At 64.6% G+C, this 20634-nt stretch carries 15 protein-coding genes; 4 read left to right on the top strand and 11 right to left on the bottom strand.

Annotated elements, in window-relative coordinates:
• Positions 1-90 precede the first annotated feature (90 nt).
• The 11 genes from DNK06_RS10290 to tagH all read right to left on the bottom strand — a co-directional run bounded on the left by DNK06_RS10290 (position 91) and on the right by tagH (position 16447).
• Positions 91-1788, bottom strand: coding sequence for a formylglycine-generating enzyme family protein (locus DNK06_RS10290; RefSeq protein WP_131179940.1), 1698 nt, complete (start codon positions 1786-1788; stop codon positions 91-93).
• Positions 1781-2977 carry an FtsX-like permease family protein gene (locus tag DNK06_RS10285; RefSeq protein ID WP_131179939.1) on the bottom strand — a complete coding sequence of 399 codons (1197 nt, stop codon included), beginning with the start codon at positions 2975-2977 and terminating at the stop codon, positions 1781-1783. The genes DNK06_RS10290 and DNK06_RS10285 overlap by 8 nt, the downstream gene beginning before the upstream one ends.
• On the bottom strand, positions 2977-3693 hold the full coding sequence (locus tag DNK06_RS10280) for an ABC transporter ATP-binding protein (protein WP_131179938.1): 717 nt from the start codon (positions 3691-3693) through the stop codon (positions 2977-2979). The genes DNK06_RS10285 and DNK06_RS10280 overlap by 1 nt, the downstream gene beginning before the upstream one ends.
• Entirely contained in the window at positions 3693-6731 is a 3039-nt protein-coding gene (locus DNK06_RS10275; protein ID WP_131179937.1) for a serine/threonine-protein kinase, read from the bottom strand. Before DNK06_RS10275 ends, DNK06_RS10280 begins: the two co-directional genes overlap by 1 nt.
• A gap of 110 nt (positions 6732-6841) precedes the next feature.
• Entirely contained in the window at positions 6842-7570 is a 729-nt protein-coding gene (locus DNK06_RS10270; protein WP_131179936.1) for a PP2C family protein-serine/threonine phosphatase, read from the bottom strand.
• Entirely contained in the window at positions 7567-8226 is a 660-nt protein-coding gene (tagF, locus tag DNK06_RS10265; protein WP_131179935.1) for a type VI secretion system-associated protein TagF, read from the bottom strand. Before tagF ends, DNK06_RS10270 begins: the two co-directional genes overlap by 4 nt.
• A complete protein-coding gene (gene tssM / locus DNK06_RS10260) occupies positions 8223-11738 on the bottom strand; it encodes a type VI secretion system membrane subunit TssM (protein ID WP_131179934.1) in 3516 nt (1171 codons plus the stop codon). The genes tagF and tssM overlap by 4 nt, the downstream gene beginning before the upstream one ends.
• A complete protein-coding gene (locus DNK06_RS10255; protein WP_423228052.1) occupies positions 11735-13084 on the bottom strand; it encodes a DotU family type VI secretion system protein in 1350 nt (449 codons plus the stop codon). The genes tssM and DNK06_RS10255 overlap by 4 nt, the downstream gene beginning before the upstream one ends.
• A gap of 6 nt (positions 13085-13090) precedes the next feature.
• Entirely contained in the window at positions 13091-14425 is a 1335-nt protein-coding gene (gene tssK, locus DNK06_RS10250; RefSeq protein WP_131179933.1) for a type VI secretion system baseplate subunit TssK, read from the bottom strand.
• Positions 14426-14439: 14 nt separating this feature from the next.
• Positions 14440-14907 carry a type VI secretion system lipoprotein TssJ gene (gene tssJ, locus DNK06_RS10245; RefSeq protein ID WP_131179932.1) on the bottom strand — a complete coding sequence of 156 codons (468 nt, stop codon included), beginning with the start codon at positions 14905-14907 and terminating at the stop codon, positions 14440-14442.
• A gap of 52 nt (positions 14908-14959) precedes the next feature.
• Entirely contained in the window at positions 14960-16447 is a 1488-nt protein-coding gene (gene tagH, locus DNK06_RS10240; RefSeq protein WP_131179931.1) for a type VI secretion system-associated FHA domain protein TagH, read from the bottom strand.
• Positions 16448-16803: 356 nt separating this feature from the next.
• On the opposite strand from tagH, the gene tssA reads away from it, so the two are divergent.
• The 4 genes from tssA (at position 16804) to DNK06_RS10220 (ending at position 20515) form a co-directional block, all read left to right on the top strand.
• Entirely contained in the window at positions 16804-17841 is a 1038-nt protein-coding gene (tssA, locus tag DNK06_RS10235) for a type VI secretion system protein TssA (protein ID WP_131179930.1), read from the top strand.
• Between the two features lie 87 nt (positions 17842-17928).
• Positions 17929-18447: a type VI secretion system contractile sheath small subunit gene (gene tssB / locus DNK06_RS10230; protein ID WP_131179929.1), complete on the top strand. Its 519-nt coding sequence runs from the start codon at positions 17929-17931 to the stop codon at positions 18445-18447.
• A 12-nt stretch (positions 18448-18459) separates the two neighbouring features.
• Positions 18460-19953 carry a type VI secretion system contractile sheath large subunit gene (gene tssC, locus DNK06_RS10225; RefSeq protein WP_131179928.1) on the top strand — a complete coding sequence of 498 codons (1494 nt, stop codon included), beginning with the start codon at positions 18460-18462 and terminating at the stop codon, positions 19951-19953.
• Positions 19954-20026: 73 nt separating this feature from the next.
• The gene (locus tag DNK06_RS10220; RefSeq protein ID WP_131179927.1) at positions 20027-20515 is read left to right on the top strand and encodes an Hcp family type VI secretion system effector; all 489 of its coding nucleotides are present in this window, start codon (positions 20027-20029) and stop codon (positions 20513-20515) included.
• The last annotated feature ends 119 nt before the right edge of the window (positions 20516-20634 follow it).

Genomic DNA, 20634 nt, shown 5'->3' with positions numbered 1-20634 from the left:
TGATCACGGCCAAGGCCGCCAGAATTCCTTTCAAAGCCGGCATCGGTCAACAGCCGATACCTGGCATCCATTGCTGAAACGTTACTGCCCTCAGGGCGCCAGCAACTGTTTCAGGATCACGTCCGCGTCTGCCTTGCGGTTCTTGCGATACTCGCCGACATGCCGCACGAACAGCGTAGCCCGATTCACCAGACTTTTACCCAATACCGGCTTACGCGCCAGCTCTTCCTTGGTGCGCTGGAACTGTGCCTGGATAACGGCATTGCTGTAGCGCGTGCCGTTGGCCAGGTTGTCGATGTAGATCGCCAGCGCGCCGTCCAACGCGCTCTGCCCATTGGCCAGCGCGGCATCGAACAGTTTCGCCGAGGTTTCATCCTTGGCACTGCGAGCCTCGTCACGGCTCTTGCGTAAATTGGTCAGGCGAATGTTGTAGTTGTTGATCGTCTCGGCCACCAGCGCCGCCGACTGGATCAGGTTGCCCGCGGCATCCTCGCGCTGCTTGGCAATCAGCGAGACGCTGCGTTTGAGCTCCTCGTTGACGATCGCCAGGCGGTCACGCAGCTGCGGATCGTCGCTATTGGCGATCAGGCCATCGAGTAGTTTGGTGGCATCCTGTTCTTCGTCGATCTCATCGGTGAGCGTACTGACTCGTCCTTCGTCCTTCCATTGCGCAAACAGTTCCTTGTAGCGCGAACGCGGTGCCGACAGCGCACCGATGGAGACGCGAAAGCCGGTCGTTTCGTTGCGCTGCTCGGAGCCATCGGCGGCGAATAGCGGGTACTCGCGGCGCATGCCGGTGAACAGTGTCATTTCACCTTCCAGGTAGTTGCCACCCTTGACCACGAAACCACCGTAGGTGCCCTGACGCCGCCCGGCGTGCACCAGTTGGAAAGACTCCTGCACCATCTCCGCGGCGTTGCCGACGACGTCGAACAGGCCGATGGGGTTGGGCTTCTTCAGGCCGATGGGCAACAGCCGCGCATTCTGCCCGGTGCCGCCGGATACCTGGTTGAACACCGCCCAATCGCCGAGCGGGCCATCGCTGTCGCTACCCTCCACCGGGCGTGGGAACAGGCGCGCCTCCAGTTGCTGGCGGCTGACCGCATGACCGCCACGGGCAGCGTATTCCCACTCCACTTCGGTAGGCAGGCGCACGAAACCCTGGCCACCGTCTTCGCGGTTACTGCTGCGGCCGCTGATCGGCAGCCGATCACGGTGATGCTTGAGCAGCCAGGCGCTGTACACCGCCGCGAAGCGCTCGGCGTCGAAGCGCGACAGGTTGACCTTGGGCAGGCGCCCGGCCATCCCGGAAGGCGCCTCGCAGGCCGGCGCCTCGCCCTCCTCGGCCAATGCCGGCGCCTGGGCCATGACCAACTCGTACTGGCGCTGGGTCACTTCGTACTTGCCGATGAAGTACAGCATCGGTTTCAGCGGCGTCACACCCTCGGCCTTGGGCAGCTCGCCGCGCACCTTGGCCTGCCAGTCGCGGGACAGATCGTTGAGGGTGAACTGGCCATTGATGTAGTCGCGCCGGTAGCCGGAGATGAACGACTGCTGATAGCCCGGCTCGCCCTCGCTGAAGGGATAACCGAGGATCACCTCCCGGTCATCCAGAGAACCCTTGGCCAGAACGTAGACATGCCGGAACACCATCTGCCCATCGCAAGGCAGCGGCAAACTCACGTCGCCCTTCAGGGGCTTGGGGTTGTAGAGCGGATCCGGATCGTCGGCCCAGGCGACACCGGTGAAACACGACAGAACCAGCGTGGCGCTCAGCACCTTATACATGACGCAATCCTTCCGAGGCTTCCAGGTAGGCCGCCCGCCAGCCACCAGCGGCCGCCGCGAGCATGCAGCACAGCAAAGTGGCCAGTGCCGCCAACAGGTAATGGGAAAGCAGCAGTCGGCAAGCATATTCGCCGGACGCCGACTGGAACAACAGATTCAGACCGCTCGCCGCGATGGCGTACAGCAGGGCCGAAAGCAACAGACTGGCAACCCCCGTGTACAGCGCCTGCAACACCACGAAGGCGACCAAGGCTGCGGCGGGGAAGCCCAGCAAGCGCAGTACCGCCAGCTCGTGGCGTTTGCGCTCCACCGCGCCCAGGGTACTGGCGATGAGCGCCGCGAAGGCCCCGGCCAGCGACAGACAGGCCACCGACCAGAAAATCCACGCCAGGTTGCGGCTCAGGGTTCGTACCTGGGCCACCGCCTCGGCCTGGGTCACCACCGCCTGCCGCGTCTGCTGAAAATGCAGGCGCAGACTTTCCACCCCATCGAGGTCGCGGGCATACAGGCGAAAGCCGGGGTAGATCCGCTCCGGTCGCACCCCGGCTTCGACACCCGGCCAAGCGAAATCGGCAACCGCCAGGCCATCGCGATAATCCTCCACAGCTTCCAGCAACGGCAGAGAGGCGAACAGCGCGTCGCGGGAGAACGCCGCCAGCGGCAGCACCGCCTGTACCTGCAACCGGGTACGCGCGTATTGCGGCGTCCCCTGGACGGTACGTCCGAACCCCGCTTCCAGCGCATCACCGGCAGCGACACCGAGTTTCTCCGCCGCGCTCTGGCTGAGCAGCACGGCATCGTTGCCCACTGGCGCCGGCAAGCTGCCGAGCAGCGGATCGCCCGATGCAGTCGGCAGCATTTCCACGGTGATGGTCTGCCCCGTCCCCTGCAGCTCGGCGGTGGCGGCGATTTGCCGGGTACGCGGAATCACGAAACCGACATCGTCACGCAGGGCCAACGCCTCGATGGCCTGCAGGCTGTAGCGAGCGCCGCCGAGCGGAATGACTTCACGAACGCCGGGGTCGCGCTCCAGGCGCTCGGTGAGCGTCGTCACCAGGCCGAACTTGAGGCCGAACAGCACCAGCAAGGGCGCGATGACCGCCGCCAGCGCCAGGATCGCGCACCAGGACAGCCGCGCATCGCAACGATAGTCCTGCCAGGCCAGACGGGCGAACAGGGCCAGACGCATCAGCCTGCCTCCCCCAACCGCGCAGTCACCACACCGTCGCTACGCTGCGTCACCTTCAGACGCATTGGCGTCAGGCCGTAGTGCACGGCCAGCGCTTCGTCGTGGGTGGAGATCACCAGGCACAGGTCACGTACCGCGGCCTGTTCGACCAGCAGTTGCATCACCCGCTCGGCGTTCAGCGGGTCGAGAGAAGCGGTCGGCTCGTCGGCCAATACGATGGCGGGGCGATGGGCCAACGCACGGGCAATGCTGACCCGTTGTCGCTGACCGACGGAAAGCCGTCCCGGCTGCCGGTCAAGCAGATCGGCGATCCCCAGTTGCTCGGCCAGTTGCTCGACCGAACCATCCCTCGGCAGGCCCAGCAGCTCGCGGGGCAACTGAATATTGCCGCGCACATTCAGAAAGCCGAGCAGGCCGCCGGTCTGCAGTACATAACCGAACTGGCGTGCACGCAGCCGCGCCAGTTCGTCATGCCGCCCAAGACGCCACAGCTCGGCGAGGTCGAGGGACTGCTCGCCGCCGTCCCAGCGCAGGGTGCCGCCAGTGTCCGGCGACAGCGCCAATGCCAGCAGATCGAGCACCGTGCTCTTGCCGCTGCCGCTGGGGCCGATCAGGGCGATTCGCTGCCCGGCGCGCAGTTCCAGCTGCGGGATTTCCAGGCAATAGCGCTGCCCCTCCGCCCCGCGGGTCTTGCTGATCGCGCCAAGCGTGAGCATCAGGGTAGCGTCGACAGGGGCACGCGATACAGCGCGTCACCCGGAGCCGCATCGCCAAAACGCACCCAATTGACCGTGTCGTTGTGGAAGGTTTCGTACAGCTGGATCTTCGAATCCAGCTCGTCGATGAAATCTTCCTGCTCGGCCACACTGAGCGACAGCCACAGATCCTGGCTCATGTTCAGCACCTTGCTGCGGTAGGGCAGCCCATCCAGGTACTCGCCCAGTACGCCGCTCTGAGCCAGGTTGCCACCCTTGACCATAGCCGATGGGTCGCGGCTCATATGGGCGCTGGCGCTGGCGATCTCATCGAAGAAGTCCTTGGGCGAACGCTGCGTACGCCGCGCCGCATCGACCACCATGCGCAGCGATTGCTGCAGATCGTTGAGCTGCAGCTTGGTCAGCAGCACGCAGACCTGGAAGGCCGGCAAGGCGGGATCGGTGATATCGCGATCGCTGGTCCAGGCAGTAACCACCTGGGGCGCGCGGGCTTCGCTCTGATGACCGAGAAAATCCATGTGCATGGCGTAGCCGACCGCGGCGGATTTGTCGGCGATGCTGGCGCCGCCTTTGGGCTCCGGCAGACTGTTGTCATTGCGCACCTGATGCACCAGCTCGGCGAAGGCGCTGCCGATTTCCGTCACGCTGTTGCCGAAGGCGTTCACATCACCGCCGGCTACCGGGACATACAGATCGCCGATGCGCGGGTTGGCGTCGGCCGTGAGGCTGCGGTACTGCTGCTCGGCAAAACCGTGATTGCGTTTGCCCGCGGCGGTCTTCAGGTGCAGCGCATAGATCTTGATCTGCTTGCGCAGCGCCGCTTCGCGCACCTCGGCCTCGTTCATCCGGGTCAGCCCCAGCGGGTCGCTCTTGCGTAGCGCGCCGGCATCGCTGACCAACAGGATCAGGCGCCCGCCATAGCCATTCCAGTCCATGCCGTCGACGGCCTGCATGACTCCGGCGAAGGCATCCTCATTGAAATCATGACTGGACACGCCGGTGGCCTTGATCTGCTGCGCCAGTTGCAGGAAGCGCTCGGGATCACGGCCCTGTTCCAGGGAAACCAGGGTCTTGGCGGTGTATTCCAGGCCGGGCGTCTTGTCGGTATTGCTGCGGAAACCGACCATGCCGAAGCTGACGCTGTCCAGATCGCCGCGGCTGGCGATCTGGCCCTGCAGTTCGTGGACGACATCGCGCACACGGTCGATATAAGGCTGCATCGATACCGAGGTGTCGACCACCAGCACGATGGCCGTTCTGAAACCCTCCGGTCTTGCCACTGGTGCGCTTTCGCCCTGGTTCTGCGGAGCGTTGCCCGGGTCGATGGAGGCGACGTTGAGCAGTTGCATCGGCTGGCCATTGGCGTCGAAGGTTTCTTCCGAGTCGAAGATCGGCAGCAGGTAGAACTGATCCTGAGGCACCGCACTGCCGCCCGGCTCGACCGCCACCACGTTGTGACCGGTACCCTTCAGCGCTTCACGCAGCGCCTCGCGAGCCCGGGCCGGTTCGGCCAGCAACTGCTCCAGCGCCGAGGCATCGCGCACGAACATCACCGGCGCACGACCGGAGCGCTCGGTGAACTTGAGCACCAGACTCTGCTTCCAGTCGCTCACCGCCGTGGCCGGCAACCAGCCATCGCGGCGGCCGTCGCTGGAGGCCCCGATTTGCAGCCACGGCTGGCCGTCGATGTCCTGGCGGGCGTACACGTAGAACACCGAGAACGCCGGCATGTCCTTGCCGCTGCTGGCGCCAGCCGTATCGGCAAGCTTGGCGCCCGGTTTGCTCAGCACGCGCTGGAACAGGGTTTTCTTGCCAGGCATGAGCAGCGGCCGCTCGCCGCCGTCACTGTCGGCTGCAGCCGAGATGGGCCCAGCCTCGGTGGTTGAAATGGCCTGGACGGGCCCGGCTACCGGAGCCGAGTCAGTCGGGCTGGAGCCAGAGCCAGAGCCGGAGCCGGAGCCGAACAGCAGGTAGCCACCACCAGCCAGCAACAGGACGCCGGCCAGGGCAGCGCCGAGGATCAGCGGCTTCCTGCTCGAGCCGGCATTGCCTTCACGCACCGAGGACGCCAACGGGGAAGGCTGCGGGCGCGGCGGCGGCACAGCGGTATCCACAGCTGGTGCGTGGGTCGGTATTTCCACGGAAACCGGCGCCAACGATGGCACGCTGGTATCGCCCTGCGCCTCGGCAGCGGGCGGCAGCACCAGCGGCTGGAACAGGGTCGCATCGTCATCTGCAGCAGCCGGCACCTGCAGGCGATCCAGCGCGGCGATCAGCTGCGCCGCATCGGCGAAGCGCTCGTTGGGATCCTTGGCCAGCAGGCGCTCGAGAATCGGCTGGTAGCGGCCATGCACCATGGGCAGCGCCGGCAATGGCTCGGTCAGATGCGCCAGGGCCGTGGAGAGCGAATCGCTGCCGATATAGGGCAGCTTGCCGGTGAGGATTTCGTACAGCACCACGCCAAGGGCATAGAGGTCGGCACGGCCGTCGATATCCAGGCCGCGGGCCTGTTCCGGACTCATGTAGCTGGGCGTACCGACGGCGAAACCGGCCTGGGTGAACTGGGTACGGTCATCCAGCGCCTTGGCGATCCCGAAGTCGCTGAGTACCGCCGTGCCGTCGGCGCGAAACAGGATGTTGGCCGGTTTCACATCACGGTGCACCATGCCCTGGGCATGGGCGTAGCCAAGGGCCGAGGCGATCTGGCGAATCCACACCAGCCCCTGGTCGATGCTCAGGCCGGCACTGATGCGTTCCTTGAGCGTACCGTTGGGCAGGTACTCCATGGCCATGTAGTAGAGGCTGCCGACATTGCCGATGTCGTGGATGGTCACGGTGTTCGGGTGCGACAGCCGCGCCAGAGTCTTGCCCTCGCGCAGAAAGCGCTCGCAGAAGGTCGGGTCGGCCGCCAGCGAGGCGGCCATGATCTTCAGCGCGACCTTGCGGTCGAGGGAACGCTGTGTAGCCAGGTAGACCACGGCCATCGCACCATCGCCCAGCTCGCGTTCGATGTCGTAACCCGGTATTTGCATGTCCATGCTTTTGGTCTTCCAAGACCGTCCCGAACGACTCGGATACGGCAAATATTTAGAATGATTGGCAGATCAGCGTATTCCAGGGGCAACTCCACGAGCGCCCCGAGTGAGCACTAGGCGGCCTTGATCACCACGGCGGTAATATTATCCGGAGCACCTCGGGTCAAGCCAAGGTGCACCAGGCTACGCACCATCTGGTACGGATCCTCGTGCCCCAGCACCTCGCGCAATTCGTAATCCTCGACCGTCTTGTTCAAGCCATCGCTACAGAGCAGAAAGGTATCGCCAGGGCGTACTTCCAGGCGGGCGGTTTCCAGTTGCAGGTCATCCTGCACGCCCAGGGCCCGGGTGACGATATTGCCCATGGGGTGGCTGCGCGCCGCTTCGTCGTCGAGCAGGCCGCTGTCGACCAGTTCCTGAACGTAGCTGTGATCACGGCTGATGGGGTGCAGGTCACCGTTGCGCAGCCGGTACAGTCGGCTGTCGCCGGCCCACAGGCACAGCGCTTCGGCACCGCGCGCGGCAAGCACCACCACGGTGCTGCCCATGGTCGCTCCGCCACGCTTCTCGGCCTCGATGCGTACCTGTTGGTTGACCTGATCCAGGGTGTCGATCAACGCCCCTTCGTAAGTGCTCAGCACGGCGCTGGGCGGCAACGCACGCAGGCTGTCGATGATCAGGCTGCTGACGTAATCGCCGCTGGCGTGCCCACCCATGCCATCGGCGACAGCCCACAGGCCATTATCCGGTGCATCCAGGCAGGCATCCTCATTGATCTTGCGCACCATGCCGACATGGGTGTGGCTGGAGGAATGGTATTGGGTAACGCTCGACGGACTCATGCCTCGCCTCCCGCAGACTCACCGAGCAGGCGGCAGAAGGCCTCGGCCGGTGGCAGCCCCGCGAAACGCACCAGGCCAGGCGCGACGCGCTCGGAACCGCGCCCCCACCACAGGCTGGCGCCGCTGCTGGCCTGCTGCATGAGGGCCAGGCCGCGGGCTCGCGGGTTATCCACAGACCAGATCTCAGCGCCGCTGGTATCCCGGCGTGGCACGCTACCAAGTGCCAGCAGCGGGCTGCCCAGGGCGCCCACGCCGTGCTCGAAGGCATCTGCGTCGGCATCGGCCTCCAGGGTCGAGAGCAACAGGGCCTCGGCCCGCTCGAACCAGTCGTCGGTCTCGCTGAGCAGGTGACCGAGATCGGTCTGTACCGGCAGAGCCAGGGCGATGGTCAGTGGAAAGTAACGACCGACCCGATCGACGCTGGGCATCATCACCCCGCAGAAAGCCTCCTGACCGAGCAGGCCAGGCGCAATCGCGAAACGCCAGAGCGGACTGACCAGATAGGCGTCCAGCCAGGCTTCGCCCAGCGTCTGCCGGCTGGCGGTGATACCTGTCGTCAGCCAGTTGTCCCAGGCCTCGACGAAGCCCGGCGCAAGACCGCGATGAATGAAATCTCCACGTACGGCCAGTTTGCCGTAGAAACCTGGCGTACTCACAAACGCTCCGGCAGGCTGAAACCGCTGACGACCTGGCGGCGGAATGGATTGAATGCACTGCTGGCGCGCAGTTCGCTGGAAATGCTCGCGTTGTCGACACGCATGCGCAGGGTGAAACGATCCGGCGAATTACCCTGGGCGAGATCCGACTGATCGAGCAGTCGGAACCAGGCCCAGGGCCCTTCCAGGGTGATTCCGGAGCGGCCGGTGACCGACGCCGGTGAAATGTTCAGGCGCACCACACCGCTGCCGTTGCTGCTCGGCCATTGCATGGCGACCGGTCGTGCCGGGCCGTGGTCGTAGCTGAACTGCTGGCCGTCGAGGTCGAGCTGGAACTGCTCGATGCTGGAGTCCATCGCCACCGGCCTCAGCTCGAAGCGCACCATCGGCTGGGTGCCGCCGGAACGGAAGAACGCCTCACGAATGGTCGAGGCCCGCTGGAAGGTCTGCAGTACGCCACTGCCGATGCCGAGCTTCTGCGCGGCACCGGGCTGCCAGCGCCAGGTGCTCGCCGAAGTATCCACATAAGGCTGCAGGTACTTGCGGAAGTAGCTGTCGAGCACCCCGCCCTGGCCGAAGAAGTGGCCGAAGTCGTCCAGGGTCGCATCACGGCTGCTGCCGCGATCCAGTGGATAGCGGCCGGCCAGGGACTGCCGATATACCGACACCACCTCACTCATCCAGGCGGCATTCAGCTGGTTGCGGATGCCGCCCATCATGGTGCCGGTGGTCGAACCGACCACCGACTTGAGGAAGCCCTGCACCAGCGGCGGCTGGCGCTCGGCGCTCAGGCGCACCTGATCGGCGGCGGCAGTGGTCTGGTTGCGCGACTCGCCGAGCAGCGCCTCGCCGCTGGCGCCGCTCATGGCACTGACCTGCACATAGAGCGCGTTGAGATCCTGCAGTAGGGCATCGATGGCCGGGCTCTGGCCATCGCCCTCTTCGACCAGGCTATTGAGCTCGGCGAAGTGCGCGGTGATCGGATCCATCTCCGTGGTCAGGGCATTGGCCACGCCCTCCTCGGGCTGGCCGACCAGGGAGCCGAGCTGTTGCTTGAGGCGGTCGACGGTATCGCCACCACGCTCCTTGAGCTTCTCCGCGACCAGCCGTTCTTCCTTCTGCAGATCGGTCTCCTTGGCGACGGCCTGCAGCAGCTTCTTCAGCGGTGACGTCGGCCCCGACAGCACGCGCAGCACATCCGCGGCCTGGGCCACGCTGGTCACCGGCACGAAGTCGATATCGGCGAGCAGCGCATCCCATTGGCGCATGTAGTCCTGCACGTAGAGGCGACGAACTTCCAGGCCGAGGGCGACAGCATTCTGTCCGTCCAGACTGCGACCGAGAACCCACTGCTCTTCGGCCAGGGTGCCGGCCTGGCTGACGCTGCCGACGAGGAAAGCCTCACGGTAGCCGCGCTGGGTGTAGAAGCCGCTGAGCGGTTCGTTGAGCGGCTTACCACTCTTGCGCGTGAACACCAGCGCGGCATCACGACCGGCGGCATCGCTGAGGCGGAAGTCCGGGATGCCTTCGGGCAGTTTCTGGCGTTTCACCCGGTCGTAGGCGCGCTGCTCGACGGACAGCCGCTGCAGTTGCCGACGCACGTCTTCGACCAGGTGCTCGTCGAGACGCACCACCGGCGGCTGACGGTCATACAACGCCACAAGATGCCGGTTCAGCGCCTCGCGCTGCTCCGGCTGCAGATCGCGCGGCAGGCTGCGATCCCAGTCGAGGGCGACCCAGGCCTTGATGAAGTCGGCATCGTAATGCTCGGATTCGCCGAGCATCAGATAGGCCTTGAGGCCTTCGTAGAGGAAGTCCGAATTGCCACCGGTACGCAACTGCTCCTCCAGCCGCGCCAGCACCCGTGGTGCCATGACCGCGATCAACAGCTTGCGGTAAACGCTGGAGGCTTCGCTGTCGAGCATATCGCCCTGGTACAGGCCAAAGCCCTCGGCCCAGCCCGGTGCATCGCCGCTGACATTGCGGATGGCGTTGAGCAGCGGCTGCACCGCCAGGACTTCGCGCTGTGCCGGGCTCAGCGCCTGCAGCTCGCCACGCAGCGGTTGCACCCGCGCATCCACGGCGGCGATATAGGCCTGGTTGGCGCGGAAGCTGGCGAACCATACCGCGGCAGTGCCGAGCACCAGAATGGCGGTGGCAGCGATGACACCCCGCGCCAGCCAGCGTTTCTGCCGTTCCACCCTGGGGTTGGCGCCGACCAGACCGCGCTCGCCGAACACCACGTCTCGCAGCAGGCGCTCGATGAAATAGCTGCGCCCCGTGCCGGTCTGGCGTGCCAGGTGCTGACGGTCGAGGCTCATGCTCTGCGCCATGGCACCGATCAAACGATCGATCGGGCTGCCTTCCTGAGTGCCGCTGGTCAGGTAAACGCCGCGCAGCAGCACCCGCTCCTCATAGGGATTGGGTTTGAATACACCGTCGAGGAAGCCCGCCAGCGCTTCACGCAGAGCGGCGAACTGTTGCGGGAAGCCATAGATCAGGTCGCGACGCGCGGGGTCGCGCTCCTGCTGCAGGCGCTCGACCAGACGCTCGTTGAGGCGCAGTTCCAGCGCATCGAACTCGCTGCGGAACACCTGCAGCGGGCCTTCGGCACTCTTGCCGTCATCGAGGGTGAAAGTCATGCCCCAGACCTGAGCGCGCTCCTCCTTGCTCAGACCGTCGAAGAACTCCATGAAACCGGGCACCAGATCCAGCTTGGTGAGCATCACGTAGACCGGGAAGCGCACACCGAGCTGGGTATACAGCTCCTGCACCCGCGCACGGATGGCCACCGCGTGCGCCGCCCGCTCGCTGTCGCTGCCCAGCAGCAGATCGGACAGACTGATGGCGACGAAAGCGCCGTCGATGGGCCGACGCGAGCGCTGTTTCTTGAGCAGGTCGAGGAAGCCCAGCCAGGCGGCCTTGTCCACTGCGGCATGGCTGTCCTGGGTGGTGTAACGCCCGGCAGTGTCGAGCAGCACCGCCTCGTCGGCGAACCACCAGTCGCAATTGCGCGTGCCGCCGACGCCCCGTACCGCACCGGCACCCATCTGCTCGGCCAGCGGGAAGCGCAGCCCGGAATTGGCCAGCGCGGTGGTCTTGCCGGAACCGGGCGGGCCGATGATCACATACCAGGGCAGTTCGTAGAGATTGCGCCGCTCACCGCCACCGAGCTTGGCGCGCTTGAGCAGCCCCAGGGCTTCGTCCATGCGCTGGCGCAGGGTGGCCAGCTCTTCCGCGGTGGCTACGCTGGTCGGATCCGGCGCGACCTCCACCAGTCCCTGCATGACCTTGGCCGCATTGCGCCGCGCCTGGATGATGCGCATCACCCGCCAGGCCGCCCACAGGGCGAACAACAGGACGATCAGCGTCCAGCGCGCAGTGCTGCCGGCCAGCGGCTCGAAGCCGCCGATGGCGATCAGCGGGCCAACGAACCAGATCACCAGGCTCAGCGCCAGCAACCCCAAAACCGGCATGACCCAGCGGGCCATGAAACCGAAAAACGCCTTCACTCGACGCCCTCCGCAAAGACTGTGATTTCGACCCGGCGGTTACGCGCGCGGCCCTCCGCCGTATCGTTCGAGGCCACCGCCTCGGTGTCGCTGCGGCCCTCGGCACGGAAGCGCGCGGGCTGGCCGGTCTTGGCCGCCAGCACGTCCATCACCTGCTGGGCGCGATCCTGGGAGAGCTTCCAGTTGGACGGATAACGCAGCGTCGCGATGGGACGGTTGTCGCTGTGCCCGGTGACCAGCACCTGGCCGTTGACCTGGCGAATGGCTTCGGCGATGCGCAACAGCAGTGGCTGGAAATCATCGGCAATCGACGCACTGCCGGAGGCGAACAACTGGTCACCACGGATGGTCACCACGGAACGGTCGACGGCGTCTTCCACCGCGACCCTCTGCGCGCGAATCTCCTCGGCCAGGAAGCCGGCCAGGCGCGGACGCTCGACGATGCGCGGCTGCTGTGCCGGACGGTCGATGGTCTGCACCGGCACGTCGCCCAGGGCGTGCAGGTTGCGAAATACCGGCTCGGCTTCGGCGGCCAGCTTCATGCGCAGGCCGAACAGCAGCAACAGCAGGATCGCCAGACCGATGGCAACCGCCACCCAGGGCGGCAGGAACTGGCGCAGACGGTCACGCGCCACCAGCAGGCCCCGCCAGTGCGGCGACAGCTCGCGCTCGATCTCGCCACGGGTGCTGCGAATGGTCGCACCGACCCGCTCGCGCAGCGCATCGAGCTGGCTGCGGCCATCCTGCATGACCCGGTAGCGCCCTTCCATGCCGAGGCTGAGGCACAGATACAACAGCTCCATCAGGTTCAGACGCTGGCGTGGGTTCTGCAAGCAATGATCGAGTAGCTGGAAGACTTTCTCGCCACCCCAGGCCTCGTTGTGCAGGGTGATCAGCAGACTCTGCTTGCTCCAGTCACTGGCGCTGCCCCAGGGCGTACTGAGCACGGCCTCGTCGAGCGCGGTGCAGAGCACGTAACGCGCCAGCATCACTTCATCCTGGGCAACCCCGGCGGCACGCGCCTTGTCCTCGAACTGGCGCAGGTAGCCGAGCAGTTGCGCACGCAGGCTGGCTGGCGCCGGATGGGCGATGGTGCTGCGCAGCCGGGTAAGCAGCGCCAGCATCGGCCCGGCGGCGGCCTCGATGGGATTCAGGCCAAGACCCCGTGCGGCCAGTGGCGGCGCACTGGGCATGGCCGGCGGCGGCGAACCGACGGAGGTGGGCCGCGAGGGCTCGGCCGCGCGGCCACCCGGCCGCGGCATGATCATGGTGCGGTCGTTGCCCGCCTGGTCGTGTGCTTTGCCGGGCTGGCCGGGCAAGGCACCAAATGGATCGTCGATGGTCATCGCGCGTCAGCCTCGGATGGCCCAGAAGGCCAGGTTCAGACCAGGGAACTGGCCAGCGATATGGAAAGCGAAGCCGCCGGAGTGGATCAGCTGCTTCCAGTGGTCGCTACCCCGATCCAGTTCGAAATAGTTGGAGCCGGCGTGGTACGGCAACTGGCGTGGCGCCACCGGCAGCGGCAGCAGGCCGATGCCCGGCAGTTGCAGGTTGACCAGATCGCGGATGTGCTCCACCGAACCGATCTTGGCCTGCTGCGGGAAATGGCTGCGCAGGCTCTCGCCCGGCACGTCCGCACGTACCACCAGGATGAAACTGGCGGAATCGAGCAGGGATTTGTCGGCCAGCATCGCCACATGCACGCCATGGGATTTCTCGACGATGGGGATGGGGATGGCGCGACTGTCGATGACCATCGACAGCGCCTGACGCAGGGCCAGCATCACCGGTGCGAAGGTGGTGGTCAGATCGTCGTGCTCATAGACCGGGTATTCGCCCGGTCGCCGCTCGCTGGCCGTGAAGGTGGCGAACTCACCGGCCAGCGCCACCAGCTCGCGGTACAGCACTTCGGGATGCAGCGGCGTGATGCGCGCCAGGTGCGCGACCAGCGGCTGGGCACGGTTGACCAGTTGCAGCAGCAGAAAATCGGCGATTTCCGACGCGCCACCGGCACCGGAAGCGACCACCCGACCCGCCAGGGCTTCACCGCGCTGGTGCAGCAGGCCGAGCAGTTCGTTTCGAAACGCCGAGAGCGGCCGCGAGGCGCTGACGTCGAGCAGCGGCGGGATGTAGCTGTCGTCCAGCAGCAGGCTGCGGTCTTCGCGCTTTTCCACCACGCGCACGATACCGATCGCCGCATGCTCGTCGAGGCCGTCACGTTCGGTGATCAGGCGCAGCGCCAGGGAACCGATGGCCACCGGCGCACGACTTTCCAGCGAGGAGTTGTCGTCACGCACCTCGTGCACGCTGCTCTGATAACGGGCCGAGCCCAGGCTCTCGCCGCTTTCCACGGTGTCGCGCACGCCAGCACGACGCAGTGGCAGGGCCAGGTAGACCACGCCATCACGCAGGCTGTCATCGATGTTCAGCGGAATCGGCGCAGCATCGTTCTCGGGAATGTTGAACGGCGTGCCATCCGGCAACAGGCCGCGCGCCGACAGAATCGCCAACTTGCCCTGGGTCAGCAGCGCGCTGTCGATGAGCAATTGGGAAAAACCCCAGGCGCCAGGCTGCGAAGCATGGTTACGTCCTTCCACCAGGGTTTCGATGTAGCGATCCTGCTGCTGGAAGTGCTGCGGCCGCAGGAACATCCCCTCCGACCAAACGACACGATTGTTCCAGGACATGAATGGGTCTCCAGTCACTCAAGAGGGGTCAGCGGCATGGCGCTGATGGCATAGGCGTCCAGCTGCAGGCGCAGGGCGCTTGCCTGATGGGCAGGGATTTCGATGACCTGACGCCAGACCGAGCGGTCGAGGGCGCGATAGGCCACGATCACACCGAGGTGACGGGTGGCATCATCCAGGGTCAGTGACTTGCGCTGGGTTTCACCGGGGCGCACCACGAAACGATCATGTTCGATCAGCTCGCCGGCCAGGGTGGCGTCGGCACGGTCGACCAGCGAGAAGAAGTCGGCACGGGAAAAGGTCGAGGCATTGCGCAACTGATAGACATGCACCCATACCGGCGCTGCCGCACCCTCGAGCGCCGGGTTGAGATCGCGGCTGGCCTGCACCTGCAGCTCAACGGTAGTGGGTACCGGCTTGCCCGGGCCGGACGCGCAGGCGCCGAGCAGCAGAAAAACCAGCAGTGTCAGAATCCTTTGCATAACGCTTCCTCAGTAGGTGCAGCTGGCTCGCGACAGCGCGAGCCGGGTGATCTCAACGGCCTCGCAATCGTGCGATGTGTTCCTCATAAGCACGACTGAACTCGCGACCGAACAGCTCCTGAAAACCGTCTTCGGCCTCCTGGGAAATGGTCGCGTAGAGTTCGGTGAACAGTTCCCAGTAATGGGCGCGGCGGCCATTGGGCAGCAGGGCCGAGAGGCCGCTCGGCTTGTTCAGACGCCCTTCCAGCTCGCTCGGTTCAAACCGCGCGAGCAAATGTTTGATGGCCGCCTGCACGCCAGCCATCAGGGCCAGTTGGTGAGCACGCAGGTCGTCGAAACTCTCGCCAACCGCCTGATCGGGCGCCATGAACGCCTGATTGTCGTGGCGTAGCAGCAACAGCAGCGCTTCGTCGACATTGGGCGCGAACTTCAGTGGATTGTTCTGTATGGGCTGGATCATGGTCTGCGCCATACGGAACTCGCCCTTGAGACTGGCGCGAGCACGCAACACGTCGATCAACCCTTCGACCATCAGGCGGTAACTGCGTCCGATGGCCTCCATTTGCGCAGCAGCGGCGGCACGATCCAGACGCAGTTGCTGCAGACCGGCACCACGCAGGAATGCCTCCATCAGCTCACCATCATCGGCAGCCGGCGCTGCAGGTGCAGGTGCAGGTGCAGGTGCCACTATCGGCTCGACAACCGGCAGCGGTTGCACCGGCGGCTCATCCACTGCGAAGGCGGGGATTTCCACGGCGGGCATCGGCGGCAACTCGGCAAACGGATCCGGCACCGCCACTGCCTCGCCCCTCGACGTCTCGGCGAACGGATCGGGAATCGGCGGCGCAGAGGCGGCCTGAAGATCAGCGAAAGGATCCCAATCCGCCGGAATCACCGAGGCCGGAGGGGTAGGCGGCGTAGCCGTATCGATTGCAGGCGCCGCCGGTTGCGACGGTCGGGGTGGCCGAAAATCATGGTGCTGGGCCGGTAGGTGATCGGAGACCGATGGCGCCACGGCCGCCGGAGGGCTGAGGAAATCGAACAGATCCGGCTTGGTGTCGAACGGCGAATCGCGCCGTGGCGATGGTGTAACGGACGCTGCGGGGGCATTGACCGGCGGCATCTCGAGTGGCTGCGCGCTGCGGTTGAGCAGTGCCTCGAAACTGTTGAACGGGTCATCCGTCGCGCCACTCGGTGCAGGCGCGGCCGCCAGCGCAATGCCGCTGATCTGCACGCGAATCTCGTATTCGCCGATCTTCAGCACCTCGCCATCTTCGAGCGGCTCACTGCTGCCGCGACGCAGGCGCGTACCGGCGTTCTGCAGAATCACGCCATTGGTGCTGGTGTCGGTGATGTAGTAGATGCCGTCGCGGTACTGAATCACGCAGTGCTGACTGGACACCAGCCGTTCGGGATCCGGCAGCACCCAATCATTGCCGACGCTGCGCCCGATTTTCAGCTCACCCCGATCGAGCTCGACCTCGGCCCGTTGCCCGGGAGTCAGCTTGTGATAGGTGGTGATGACCAAACGCAGCGGCATTGCGGCTCCTTGCAGTGCGGACGAATAGCATGTGCCGTCGACGAAACCATCGTCGATGGGCAAAGCACTCTATTTTTTTCCCTTACCCGATACGGTTCAATGGTCAGGCGGGAATAAAATCGAGGCGGTTGTGAGTCACCGCACAGAAGAAGGAAATACTGTGCGTCGCGATAGTTTCTACCGCCTTACCCTTGCTTGACAATGATCGGAGAGCACTCGGAGAATGGCCACGATTGGCATCAAACCCTGCCTGAATAGTGGCATTTAGCCGCTTTTCATAATGAGTTCAGGTCGGCAGGAAGCCAGCCGACAATGATTCATTTCGACTTTCAGGCCTGACATGGAGAGCACCTGACGTGGTGGATGTGTCGCATTTGCTCAACGCAGTATCCGACGAAACCCCATGCGGGGAAGACCTCGAATACGATGCTGACTTCCTCGAGCTGGAGCGCCTCGCGCAAGGCCAGCCGGAACGCCAGATGGGCCAGTCGGTCATCGCGGCCGAACCGCCGGATTGGCGCCAGGTTCGTGAGCGCGCCAGCGAACTGTTCGCACGCAGCAAGGATCTGCGTCTGGCCAATCTCTACCTGCAGAGCGCCATTGCCCTCGACGGCCTGACTGGTCTGGCACAAAGCCTGACCCTGGTTCGTGAGTTGCTCACCCAGTATTGGGACGGTGTCTATCCCCAGCTGGATGCCGACGACGACAACGACCCGACCATCCGCATCAACGCCCTCAACGCCCTGAGCGCCGAGCCGGTGATCGTGCTGCTTCGTGAAGCCAGCATCACCCGCTCACGCGCCTTCGGCTCGGTGAGCATCCGCGCGGCCCTGAACGCGGCGGATCTGCAGCGCTTCGCCAGTGAAAACCTCTCCGCGGATCAATTACGCGGCGCCTTCCTCGACACCGATGTGGAATTGCTCGACAGCACCCGCACGGCGCTGGACGAAGCCAGCGCGGCGCTCGCCGATATCGAAAGCCTGCTCAGCGAGCGGGTCGGTTCGGCGCAAAGCGCCAACCTCGAAGTATTGAAACAGGTGCTGCGCCACGCTAGACAGATATTCAACGACCAGGCACCTGCGGCCAGTGGCGAGTCATCTTATGCCGACGAAGCGACCCAGCAGGCCGATTCGGCCACGGCAAACGGAAGCGTAGAACAGGCTCCGCGCCAGGCGCCGATAGCGCCAGGACGCATCGCCAGCCGTGACGACGTGCTGCGCACGCTCGATCGACTGCTGGAGTATTACGCCCAGCACGAACCTTCCAGCCCGGTTCCGGTCTTATTGACGCGCGCGCAGAAGCTGGTAACCGCAGACTTTGCGGAAATCGTGCGCAATCTGATTCCCGACGGTATGTCGCAGTTCGAAAACCTGCGTGGCCCCGAATACGACTAACGTGCGGTGGATCTTCAGGGAAGCCCTACGCACATCGCTACCGGCCCATGGCCGACGAAGCCAGTGCACATGCACAGGAGGAGCAACATGAGCAGCAACACCAGCAGCCAGAAATTCATCGCGCGCAACCGCGCCCCGCGGGTACAGATCGAATACGACGTAGAGTTGTACGGCGCCGAGAAAAAGGTGCAGTTGCCCTTCGTCATGGGCGTGATGGCCGACCTCGCCGGCAAACCGGTCGAACCCCAGGCCGCCGTAGCCGACCGCAAGTTCCTCGAAATCGACGCCGACAACTTCGACTCGCGCCTCAAGGCAATGAAGCCGCGTGCGGCTTTCCACGTGCCCAACGCGCTGACCGGCGAAGGCAACCTGAGCCTGGACATCACCTTCGAAAGCATGGACGACTTCAGCCCGGCAGCCATCGCCCGCAAGGTCGACTCGCTGAACCAGTTGCTCGAGGCTCGTACCCAGTTGGCCAACCTGCTGACCTACATGGACGGCAAGACCGGCGCAGAAGAGCTGATCATCAAGGCGATCAAGGATCCGGCGCTGCTGCAGGCGCTGGCTAGCGCTCCCAAGCCCCAAGACAACGAGCCGCAAGCTTAAGAGGACGTCCCGATGGCCCAGTTGATTCAGGATTCCGCGCAAGCGGCCGCCACTACCGAACAGACCAGCGAATTCGCTTCGCTGCTGCTGCAAGAATTCAAACCCAAGACCGAGCGCGCCCGCGAAGCGGTGGAAACCGCCGTACGCACCCTGGCCGAACACGCACTGGGCAAGACCGACCTGATCTCCGATGACGCGATCAAGTCCATCGAGTCGATCATCGCGGCGATCGATGCCAAGCTGACCGCCCAGGTCAACCTGATCATGCACCACCCGGACTTCCAGCAGCTGGAAAGCGCCTGGCGTGGCCTGCACTATCTGGTCAACAACACCGAGACCGACGAGCAGCTGAAGATCCGCGTGCTCAACATCTCCAAACCCGAACTGCACAAGACCCTGAAGAAATTCAAGGGTACCGCCTGGGATCAGAGCCCGATCTTCAAGAAGCTCTACGAAGAGGAATACGGTCAGTTCGGCGGCGAGCCCTACGGCTGCCTGGTGGGCGACTACTACTTCGACCAGTCGCCACCCGATGTCGAACTGCTCGGCGAGATCGCCAAGATCTCCGCGGCCATGCACTCGCCGTTCATCTCCGCGGCCTCGCCGACGGTCATGGGCATGGGTTCCTGGCAGGAACTGTCCAACCCGCGCGATCTGACCAAGATCTTCACCACGCCCGAATACGCCGGCTGGCGTTCGCTGCGTGACTCCGAGGATTCGCGTTACATCGGCCTGACCATGCCGCGCTTCCTGGCCCGTCAGCCATACGGCGCGAAGACCGATCCCGTCGAAGAGTTCGCCTTCGAGGAAGAAACCGACGGCGCCGACAGCAGCAAGTACACCTGGGCCAACTCGGCGTACGCCATGGCGGTCAACATCAACCGTTCGTTCAAGCTGTACGGCTGGTGCTCGCGCATCCGCGGCGTCGAATCCGGCGGTGAAGTACCCAACCTGCCGGCGCACACCTTCCCCACCGACGATGGCGGCGTGGACATGAAGTGCCCGACCGAAATCGCCATCTCCGACCGCCGCGAGGCGGAACTGGCGAAGAACGGTTTCATGCCGCTGCTGCACAAGAAGAACACCGACCTGGCTGCCTTCATCGGCGCCCAGTCGCTGCACAAGCCCGCCGAATACGACGATCCGGACGCCACCGCCAACGCCAACCTGGCCGCGCGCCTGCCGTACCTGTTCGCCACCTGCCGCTTCGCTCACTACCTGAAGTGCATCGTGCGCGACAAGATCGGCTCCTTCAAGGAGCGCGACGAAATGCAGCGCTGGTTGCAGGACTGGATCCTCAACTACGTCGACGGTGACCCGGCGCACTCCACCGAAACCACCAAGGCCCAGCACCCGCTGGCCGAAGCCGAGGTGGTGGTCGAGGAAATCGAGGGCAACCCCGGTTACTACAGCTCCAAGTTCTATCTGCGTCCGCACTACCAGCTCGAAGGGCTGACCGTGTCGCTGCGCCTGGTATCCAAACTGCCTTCGGCCAAGGGGGCCTGAGGTTCGTCACTGTGGCGTCCGCCCTCGCGGACGCAGTTGAAACAGAGTGGCACAAGCCACAAAAGGAGGAATGATGGCTGTTGATATGTTCATCAAGATTGGCGACGTCAAAGGCGAGTCCAAGGACAAGACCCACGCCGACGAAGTCGACGTACTGGCCTGGAGCTGGGGCATGAGCCAATCCGGCTCGATGCATGTTGGCGGTGGCGGCGGTGCCGGCAAGGTCAACATCCAGGATCTGTCGTTGACCAAGTACGTCGACAAATCCAGCCCCAACCTGATGATGGCCTGCTCCAGCGGCAAGCATTATCCGGAAGCCAAGCTGACCATCCGCAAGGCCGGTGGCGATTCCCAGGTCGAGTACCTGATCATCACCCTGAAGGAAGTTCTGGTGTCTTCCATCAGCACTGGCGGTAGCGGTGGCGAAGATCGCCTCACCGAAAACGTCACCCTGAACTTCGCCCAGGTTCTGGTCGACTATCAGCCGCAGAAAGCCGACGGCGCCAAAGAAGGCGGCCCGGTCAAGTACGGCTGGAACATCCGCCAGAACGTCAAGGTGTAAGCCCGCCCGACCTTCGGGCGCACATCAATGCCCGGCACTGCGCCGGGCATTGATGGTTTTGAGTAGACCGATTTTTTCGACGGCCCGACCTGCACCTCGCCAGATAGCGAGAGCCGCGG

It is taken from the genome of Phytopseudomonas daroniae, assembly GCF_004327285.1.
GTDB classification, from domain to species: domain Bacteria; phylum Pseudomonadota; class Gammaproteobacteria; order Pseudomonadales; family Pseudomonadaceae; genus Aquipseudomonas; species Aquipseudomonas daroniae.
Note: the sequence above shows the minus strand (reverse complement) of the source record. Positions and strands in the feature narration are given on the sequence as shown.